This window comes from Microbacterium sp. VKM Ac-2923, assembly GCF_022815605.1.
In the GTDB taxonomy this organism is placed as follows: Bacteria; Actinomycetota; Actinomycetes; order Actinomycetales; family Microbacteriaceae; genus Microbacterium.
The window spans coordinates 403,835-410,512 of the sequence record NZ_JALGRP010000002.1; the positions used below are offsets into that span (position 1 = coordinate 403,835).

General features: G+C 71.3%; 7 protein-coding genes. All 7 read left to right on the forward strand.

Annotated features, from left to right (window positions below; translation table 11 throughout):
• Position 1: 1 nt before the first annotated feature.
• Positions 2-1,030 (forward strand): TIGR03842 family LLM class F420-dependent oxidoreductase, encoded by a 1,029-nt coding sequence (locus MT347_RS05070; RefSeq protein ID WP_243498689.1) that lies wholly within the window; start codon positions 2-4, stop codon positions 1,028-1,030.
• 7 nt (positions 1,031-1,037) lie between these two features.
• Entirely contained in the window at positions 1,038-2,024 is a 987-nt protein-coding gene (locus MT347_RS05075; RefSeq protein WP_243498691.1) for an ABC transporter permease, read from the forward strand.
• Positions 2,021-2,827, forward strand: a complete 807-nt coding sequence (locus MT347_RS05080; RefSeq protein ID WP_243498693.1) for an ABC transporter ATP-binding protein — start codon at positions 2,021-2,023, stop codon at positions 2,825-2,827. Before MT347_RS05075 ends, MT347_RS05080 begins: the two co-directional genes overlap by 4 nt.
• 109 nt (positions 2,828-2,936) lie before the next feature.
• The gene (locus MT347_RS05085) at positions 2,937-3,710 is read left to right on the forward strand and encodes an ABC transporter permease (protein ID WP_243498695.1); all 774 of its coding nucleotides are present in this window, start codon (positions 2,937-2,939) and stop codon (positions 3,708-3,710) included.
• A gap of 58 nt (positions 3,711-3,768) precedes the next feature.
• Positions 3,769-4,941 carry an ABC transporter substrate-binding protein gene (locus tag MT347_RS05090; RefSeq protein ID WP_243498697.1) on the forward strand — a complete coding sequence of 391 codons (1,173 nt, stop codon included), beginning with the start codon at positions 3,769-3,771 and terminating at the stop codon, positions 4,939-4,941.
• A 181-nt stretch (positions 4,942-5,122) separates the two neighbouring features.
• Positions 5,123-6,385 carry an LCP family protein gene (locus MT347_RS05095; protein ID WP_243498699.1) on the forward strand — a complete coding sequence of 421 codons (1,263 nt, stop codon included), beginning with the start codon at positions 5,123-5,125 and terminating at the stop codon, positions 6,383-6,385.
• Between the two features lie 72 nt (positions 6,386-6,457).
• Positions 6,458-6,678, forward strand: a 221-nt coding sequence (locus tag MT347_RS05100; protein ID WP_243498701.1) for a hypothetical protein, incomplete at its 3' end; no start/stop codon positions are given.

Sequence of the window (6,678 nt, forward strand, 5' to 3'; positions counted from 1 at the left end):
CATGGACTTCGGTGTCGTCCTGCAGACGAATCCCCCGGCCGCCCGCACGGTGCAGCTCTCGCAGCTCGCCGAGGCGCACGGCTTCAGCCACGTGTGGACCTTCGACTCGCACCTGCTGTGGCAGGAGCCGTACGTCATCCACTCCGCCATCCTCGCGGCCACCCGCCGAGTGACCGTCGGTCCGTTCGTGACCAATCCCGCGACCCGCGACTGGACGGTCACGGCATCCACGTTCGCCACCCTCAACGAGATGTACGGCAACCGCACGATCTGCGGCATCGGCCGCGGTGACTCCGCAGTGCGTGTGACGAACGGGCGCCCGACGACGCTGAAGGCGCTGCGCGAGTCGATCCACGTCATCCGCGAGCTCGGCAACTCCCGCGCCGTGGAGTACAACGGCGCGACGCTGCAGTTCCCGTGGAGCCGCGGGTCCGAGCTCGACGTGTGGGTCGCCGCGTACGGTCCGCTCGCGCTGAAGCTCACCGGCGAGGTGGGCGACGGCTTCATTCTGCAGCTGGCCGACCTCGACATCGCCGAGTGGATGATCGCGACCGTCCGCAAGGCCGCCGAGAACGTGGGCCGCGACCCCGACGAGATCGCCTTCTGCGTCGCCGCCCCGATGTACATCGGCGAGGACACCCCCGAATCGCGCGCGCACATGATCGAGCAGTGCCGCTGGTTCGGCGGGATGGTCGGCAACCACGTCGCCGACATCGTGACCAAATACGGTGACGGCTCCGACGTTCCCGCCGCCCTCACCGACTACATCGCGGGGCGCACCGGATACGACTACAACTCGCACGGCAAGAGCGGCAACGACCACGTCGACTTCGTGCCCGACGAGATCGTGGAGCGCTTCTGCGTCCTCGGCACGGCCGAGGAGCACATCGCCAAGCTCGAGAAGCTCCGGGCGCTCGGCGTCACCCAGTTCGCGGGCTACCTCCAGCACGACAATAAGGAGGAGACGATGCGGGTCTACGGCGAGACCGTCATCCCCGCGCTCACACCCCCGGTGACGGCGAAGCGGTGACACGACCGTGACCGACCAGGTGATCGCCCCCGGTACGGCGGCGCCCGTCGAGACGGCGGACGAGGGACGGATGCCGCGCGCTCCCGGCATCCGGTACTCCCGCGCCCGCACCGCCGCGGTGCGAGCGGGATGGGGCATCGCCGGTATCGCGGTCGTCGTCGCCGCGTGGGAGCTGTACAAGACGTTCGGCCCCGCCGACGGTCTCACGGTCGGCAGCGACGGATCGGCGGGGTCCGGCGTGATCCTGCTCCCGCGCACGAACGACCGCGCCATGCCGCACGTCTGGGACATGATCACGCGCTTGTTCGCACCGACGAGCGGCGGCGACACCCCGCCGCTGATCGTGTCGGTCGCGGGAGCGGCGGGCATGACGCTGGGCCTCGCCGCCCTCGGCTGGGTGATCGGAGTCGTGGTCGGCTCGCTCCTGGGCATAGCGATGCAGCGATGGCGTCTCGTCGAGGCGGGACTGCTGCCGTGGATCGTGGTGAGCCAGATCGTGCCGCTCATCGCCTTCGCACCGGTGGTCAACGCCATCGGCACCCAGGTCGACCGCTCGGGCTTCCCCTGGCCGCCGTGGCTCTCGGTGGCGCTGATCTCGTCGTACCTGGCCTTCTTCCCCGTCGCGGTCGGCATGCTGCGCGGCCTCTCGGCGCCCGACGCGCTGCACCTCGACCTGATGCGCGCGAACTCGGCCGGGTGGTGGCAGATGCTCGTGCGACTGCGCCTTCCGGCGGCCGTGCCGTACCTGCTGCCCGCGCTCCGGCTCGCCGCCGCGTCCGCCGTCGTGGGCGCCGTGGTCGCCGAGGTCTCGATCGGCCTGCGGGGCGGTATCGGGCGCATGCTCATCCAGCTCGCCGGCCAAGCCTCATCCGACCCGGCCGCGCCCTGGGCTCCCACCTTCGGCACCGTCGTGATGGGACTCGTCGCAGCCGGCGGCGTCGCGCTCGTCGGGGTCGCACTGCACCGTTTCCGTCGCGGGGAGGACACCGCATGACCACCCAGACCGTCACCGACCTCGCCGTCCGCGCCGCGGGCGTCGGCAAGGTGTTCCCCAGCGCCGGCGGCGAGGTGACCGCCGTCACGGGCGTCGACCTCACCGTCGCCGCGGGCGAATTCGTCTCGCTCATCGGGCCCTCCGGCTGCGGCAAGTCGACGCTGCTGCGCCTCATCGCCGACCTCGACAGCCCCACCGGTGGCGACCTGATGCTGTACGGCAAGTCGGCGCGCCAGGCGCGACTCGACCAGGACTACGGCATCGCCTTCCAGCAGGCGGCTCTGCTGCCGTGGCTCACGGTGGCCGCGAACATCGCCCTCCCTCTCGACCTGCACAAGTGGCCCCGCGCCCGCCGCGACGCCCGCGTGGCGGAACTCGCCGAACTCGTCGGGCTGACTGACTTCATCGGCCGCTACCCCGACCAGCTCTCCGGCGGCATGCAGCAGCGCGTCGCCATCGCCCGCTCCCTCGCCGCACAGCCCCGGCTGCTGCTGATGGACGAGCCGTTCGGCGCGCTCGACGAGATGACGCGCGAGCGATTGCAGGCCGAGCTCGCGCGGATCGCCGCCGAGACCGGCGCCGCCGTGGTGTTCGTGACGCACTCCATCCCCGAGGCGGTGTTCCTCTCCGACCGCGTCGTCGTCATGAGCCCTCGGCCGGGGCGCATCACCCACGTCATCGACACCCGCCCCGGCCGCGAGCGCGACGACGACCTGCGCGAGTCGCCGGAGTTCTTCGCCCGGGTCACCGCCGTCCGCGAAGCGCTGCACGGCGCCCCCCTTCACCGGGCGAACGAGCGATGAGCGGGGTCCGGCGCGCGGCCCGCCAGCCCGTGGCATCCGGGATCCCCCGCCGGACCACGGATGCCGTGACCCGGCGCGCCGAGGCCTCCGTCACCGTGGGAGGTCGGCGATGAACGCCACGCCCCTGCCCGGCTGGGCGCGCCTGGTCGCGCCGATCGTCGTCGGCGTCGCGGGACTGCTCGCCTGGTACGCCTTCGTCGCCTCGGGAAGCGCGCCGCGCATGCTCCCCGACCCGTTCGCGGTCGCGGCGGAGCTCGTGGAACGCTTCCCGCTGGTCTGGGAGGCCGCCGGCATCACCGGCACCAACGCGGCCGTCGGGCTGCTCGCCGGCACGATCGTCGCCGTGCTGGTGGCCGCCCTCGCCGCGACCTGGCGGCCCGTCGACGGCATGACCGCGCCGCTCGTCGCAGCCCTCGCGGTGGTGCCGATCGTCGCGCTCACCCCGATCCTCAACACCATGTTCGGCGCCTCGAGCCAGTTCGGGCGTCAGGCCGTGGCCGGCATCGCGGCGTTCGTGCCCGTGTTCGTCAACACCCTCCGGGGCCTCCGCCAGACCCGCCCGGTGCAGCGCGACCTGTTCCGCGCCACCGCCGCCACCGGCGGACAGACGTTCCTGCGGCTGACCCTCCCCACCGCGCTGCCGTACCTGCTCACGGGCGTTCGGGTCGCGGCATCCCTCGCGGTCATCTCCGCCCTGGTCGCGGAGTACTTCGGCGGTCCGGCCGACGGCATCGGCACCGCGATCGCCACGTACGCCAAGTCGGGCCGCGCGGCCCTGGCGTGGGCCTTCGTCGGCGGGGGCATCGCGATCGGTCTCGTCTTCTTCGTCGTCACCGCCCTGCTCGAACGCGTCGTGGCGAAACGACTCGGTGCCCTGCGCTGACTCGCCCTCACAGCCTGCTCCACCCGACACCTGCTCCACCCGAACGGAAGGACAACCCATGAGACACAGCACCCGTCGCGCGCTCGGCGCGATCGCGGGGGTCGCGGCCTCGGCCCTCACTCTCTCGGCCTGCTCGGGCGGCGGCTCCGAACCCGCGGCATCCGACGGCGACTTCACGCCCCTGACGTCGGTGAAACTGCAGCTGCAGTGGCTGCCGCAGGCGCAGTTCGCCGGCTACTACGTCGCCCTCGACAAGGGCTACTTCCAGGAGGAGGGCTTCGACGACGTCGAGGTGCTGCCCTCGGGCGGCGACATCGTGCCGCAGGACGCCCTCGTCGCCGGGGACGTCGACTTCGCCGTCGCGTGGGTGCCCAAGGTGCTCGGAACGCTCGAGAACCAGGGCGTCGAGCTCACCGACATCGCGCAGGTGTTCCAGAAGTCGGGCACGACCCAGGTGTCGTGGAAGGACTCGAACATCACCGGCGTCGACGACTTCGAGGGCAAGCGCATCGGCTCGTGGGGCTTCGGCAACGAGTGGGAGATCTTCGCCGCGATGGCCGACCAGGGCCTCGACGCCTCGACCGTGCAGATCACGACGCAGGACTTCTCGATGAACGCCCTGCTCGACAAGGACGTGGATGCCGCCCAGGCGATGACCTACAACGAGCTCGCGCAGCTGTTCGAGACGGTGAACCCCGCCACCGGCGAGCTCTACACGGAGGCCGACGTCGACGTGATCTCGTACGAGGACACCGCCGGCGCCATGCTGCAGGATGCCATCTGGGCCGACACGCAGCGACTGGCCGACGACCCCGCCTACGCCGATGCCGCGACGCGGTTCCTGAAGGCCGTCGTCAAGGGCTGGGTGTACGCCCGCGACAACCCCGCCGAGGCCGCCGAGATCACCTACGCGGCCGCGACCGCACCGGGTGTCGACGCCTTCCCCGTGGGCCCCACGCACCAGCTGTGGCAGATGAACGAGGTCAACAAGCTCATCTGGACCGGCGGTGAGTTCGGCATGATCGACTCCGCCGCGTGGGACAAGACCGTCCAGGGCGCGCTCAAGGCCGTCAACCAGGACGGCCTGAATCTCATCACCGAGGAGCCGGGCGACTCGGCGTACTCGAACGATTACATCGAGGACGCGCTCTCCGAGCTGAAGGACGAGGGCATCACCGTCGACGGTGAGTACACGCCGATCGAGGTGACCCTCACCGAGGGCGGCAAGTAGCCCGGGCACCCGGCGGGGCGGTCTCTTCTCGGGGCCGCCCCGCCGGCGTGTGCGCGCCGCGCGGTGGGGCGGTCTCCTCCCCAGTCCGCCGCGTCGTCGCATGTCTGCTGCGCCGTGGGCTATCGCCGACGCCGCAACCCCGCACCCGGCCGCGGGCGCCCGCCCGTGGTTGACTACCCCCATGCCCGCCGCTCCCCCCGCCAAGCATGCGCAGCGCCGCCCCGATTCCGGCGTCCGCCGCGGCCTGAAGCTGCTGGCGATCGCTCTCGCCGTCGTGGTGGTCGCCGCGGTGGCCGTCGGCGGCTTCTACGCGTGGTCGCTGACGCAGCGTCTGCAGGAGGCGGCGGTGTCCCTCCCGGACGCACCGGCCGAGCCGCCCGCCCTGAGCGCTTACGCGGAGCCCTTCTCGGTGCTGGTCGTGGGAACCGACGAGTGCGACGACGTCGTCTCGGCGGCGTTCGGGCCGCGGTGCTCGGATCCCGAGAACGACGGGGCGCGGAACGACGTCAACATGCTCGTGCACGTGTCGGCGAACCCCCGCCGGGTCACGGTCGTCTCGTTCCCGCGCGATCTCCAGGTCGAGATCCCCGAGTGCACCGCCGACGACGGCAGCACCTTCGGCGGCGCCTTCAAGGCGTCGATCAACACGGCCTACGAGGCCGGGGGGCTCACCTGCGTCGCCGAGACCGTGTCGGAGTTGACCGGCCAGAGCATCCCCTTCGCGGGGAAGGTGAGCTTCGGAAACGTCGTCAACATCACCGACGCCATCGGCGGCGTCGAAGTCTGCATCGCGGGCGATGGCATCGACGACCCCGACGCCGGTATCGACTGGCCGGCGGGGCCACGGGTCGTGAAGGGCTTCGACGCGCTGGCCTTTCTGCGCACGCGATACGGCGTCGGCGACGGTAGCGATCTGGCCCGCATCGGCAACCAGCAGCAGTACCTCTCGCGGCTGATCAACAAGCTCCGCAGCGACGAGGTGTTGACGAACCCCGGCACGCTGCTGGGCCTGGCCAACACGGCCGTGAACAACATCACGCCGAGCGAGAGCCTGGCCGACCCGGTGCGCATCGCGCAGCTCGCCTACACGCTCAAGGACGTGCCCTTCAGCGACATCACCTTCGTGCAGTACCCGGTCGCCGACGACCCCGACGACAGCAACCGCGTCGTGCCCGACCTCGAGGCCGCCGACATCCTGTGGCAGGCCCTCGCCGCCAACGCCCCCCTGGCGCTGACGGGCGGCCTGAACGGAAACGACGGCGTGATCGCCGACCCGTCCGCCCCGACCGCAGAACCCACCGAACCGGCACAGGATGCCGCGACCTCGGCGCCCGACGCCGGCTCCACGCCCGGCACCAGTGCAGCGCCCGATGTCGTCGAACTCCCGAGCAACATCAACGGGTCGAAGGCGAACCAGCCGACGTGCTCCGACGGGAACGGCTGATCGGGCGCGATCGGTCGGGGCTGCGGCATCCGGATCCTCCGCGATCCGCGCCACCTGAGCGCGTTTCGGCGGATGCCGACTGACATCGTGCGGATCGCTGAGGTCGTGCGGATCGCTGAGCGTGCGCACGCCGCCGAGGTTGCGCGGGCGATCGGCCGGAGCCGCAGCAACCGGATCCTTCGCGATCCGCGCATCCTCAGCCCATTCCAGCGAATCCCGACTGACATCGTGCGGATCGCTGAGGTCGTGCGGATCGCTGAGCGTGCGCACGCCGCCGAGGTTGCGCGGGCGAT